Below are 2,194 nucleotides of genomic sequence, written 5' to 3' on the forward strand. Positions count from 1 at the left end.
TGGGGCAATTCTGTTGAAAAACTCGCGGCTACTTTCGGCAGTCTTTTGACCTAGCTTTTTATAATGGCCTATTTCTTCGGGGTGCTCGCTTCAATTGGCCGTTCTAAGCGGCGTTTTGGAGAGTGGCAGACGGTTTGGTGGCGTATTTGGCGAGTTTTCTAAGGTTTTGAGTTGTTGCGGCGAGAAGAAATTCGTCATTGGCCCCAGTAGGGCCTCGCAACCTTAATCGTCGGAAGCGATGTTGGCACTTCAAGTGCGCGAAGCTCATCTCGACCTTCTTTCGATCCCGTCTCGATTGTTCATATTCATGCGTTCCGCGTAATCGTTTCACCTTATCGCGGGCATGTTCGTAGATGGACCGACTGACTTTTCGGAACGGCGCAGATGGACAGCAATTGGATTTGAGGGGACAAACGGCGCAATCGGTATTTCGCGACCGATACATTCTGCGATTATCTTTCGAGATGCCAGAGCGCGGTGTTTTGTAGTTTCTCCAGAACTGACGCAGCTCCTTTCCAGCAGGACACGTGAAGACGTCTCGGTCTTCGTGATACTGGAAGTCTTTGATGGTAAAGTTTGTCGTTGGTGCGCCTGGGGTCTCGAAGAGCGCGACATGCGGCTCGATTTGTTTCTCATCGACCATCCAGCCCAGCATTTCCGCTGAGCCGTAAGCAGCATCTCCCATCAGGCGTCTTGGCTTGAGCCCAAACCGATCTTCGGTTCGGTCGATCATGATCTTGGCCGCTTCAACCTCGGCTTTGCGATAAGCGGGTGTTGGCTCAACATCGACGATGACGGATGTCTCGACATCCAGGAGATAGTTGGTTGCCCAGGTGAAACGGGCCTGTCCGCCAATTGCAGCCGTCCACCGTGCCGTCGGATCCGTGAGCGAGATCTTCTTGCGTGGCGCACCATCCTGATCGATCGCATCAAGATATTCGGTAACTGGTCTCGACGCGATCTTCGGATCAGACCAATCAATCGGCTCACCCGCCTCGACGGCATGATCCTCACTCGCATCGGCGCGGATCATGCTGGCATCAACCGCAAAGCCTTCGCCTTTGACGAGACCTTCCGACATGCAGCTGAACACGACCTGCTCGAACAATTTCCGGAAGAGATCACTCTCACGGAACCTGCCATGACGTGCCTTAGAAAACGTCGAGTGATTGGGGACACGGTCCTCAATGCCCAGCTTACAGAACCATCGATAGGCAAGGTTCAAATGAACCTCTTCACACAAACGACGTTCAGATCGGATGCCATAGCAGTATCCAACAATCAGCATCCGGCACATCAGTTCCGGATCAACCGATGGTCGTCCCGTGTGACTATAGAAGGGCTTCAGGTGCGCCCGGATATCATCGAAATCGAGGAACCGATCAATCTTTCTAACCAAGTGATCCGCCGGAACCATCTTATCCAGTGAGAACTCATAGAACAGCTTTGCAGCGTCTTCTTCCAATCGTCCCATCATCGCGCATCTCCTCGATCTGCACGAAAATCACTGAATCAGAATTCGCCCATTTTGACTCGGAGTTTTTCAACAGTATCGGGCGAGTTTAGGACGCTCGTTTCATTTGAGCTTGCGGCGACGGAGCGGACATCACCCGCAGCAATCATCGCCGACTTGGATTGGGGGACAGGCTACGTCACCGAACGAGCAGTAAACGCAACAGTCGCCCGGATTAGGCTTAAGGACGGTTCCGCATCCTTTGCAATCATAGAAAAACTGACACGCATTGGTCGGCATCGTGTCTTTTGATTGATGGCCGCATTCCGGACAGGTCAGCGTAGAATCGGCTATGAATTCACCAGTTACATCAAGTTCAGCCATTCCAATATTTCCCTCTCATAAGACGGCAGCACGTACGCAACGCCCGCCAATGCAAAACCGATCACAAGCAACACGATAACGCGCATGCTTGGTCGGCCATTTCGAAATGCAAAGAACGCGGCAGCCGCCAACAGAGCTAGCGTCACCCACTGAAACAGTGCCTGATTGCGCGCGAAGAAGCCCAGCTTTGCCACCAGTGTCGTGCTCACTCCAAGGTTAACCAGAATGATCGGTAGTACGCAGCAGGAGGCACCAATAAAGGCGAAGAAGCTTGCGACCACACCGCCGCTCGCGAACCTGGTCTGCCTCAGAAAAACTGGCCCATAGTTTGAGTTAGGATCGGCTCTGAAATGGAGT

At 52.7% G+C, this 2,194-nt stretch carries 3 protein-coding genes; all 3 read right to left on the bottom strand.

Going from position 1 to position 2,194, the window contains the following annotated elements; genetic code table 11:
• Positions 1-103: 103 nt before the first annotated feature.
• The gene (locus D1227_RS13940; protein WP_119404061.1) at positions 104-1,477 is read right to left on the bottom strand and encodes a transposase; all 1,374 of its coding nucleotides are present in this window, start codon (positions 1,475-1,477) and stop codon (positions 104-106) included.
• 129 nt (positions 1,478-1,606) lie between these two features.
• Positions 1,607-1,837 (bottom strand): GDCCVxC domain-containing (seleno)protein, encoded by a 231-nt coding sequence (locus D1227_RS20415; RefSeq protein ID WP_112062137.1) that lies wholly within the window; start codon positions 1,835-1,837, stop codon positions 1,607-1,609.
• A partial coding sequence (locus D1227_RS13950; RefSeq protein WP_119405088.1) for a hypothetical protein occupies positions 1,819-2,194 on the bottom strand: 376 nt, incomplete at its 5' end. The genes D1227_RS20415 and D1227_RS13950, both read right to left, overlap by 19 nt.

Source organism: Henriciella mobilis, from assembly GCF_003576315.1.
In the GTDB taxonomy this organism is placed as follows: domain Bacteria; phylum Pseudomonadota; class Alphaproteobacteria; order Caulobacterales; family Hyphomonadaceae; genus Henriciella; species Henriciella mobilis.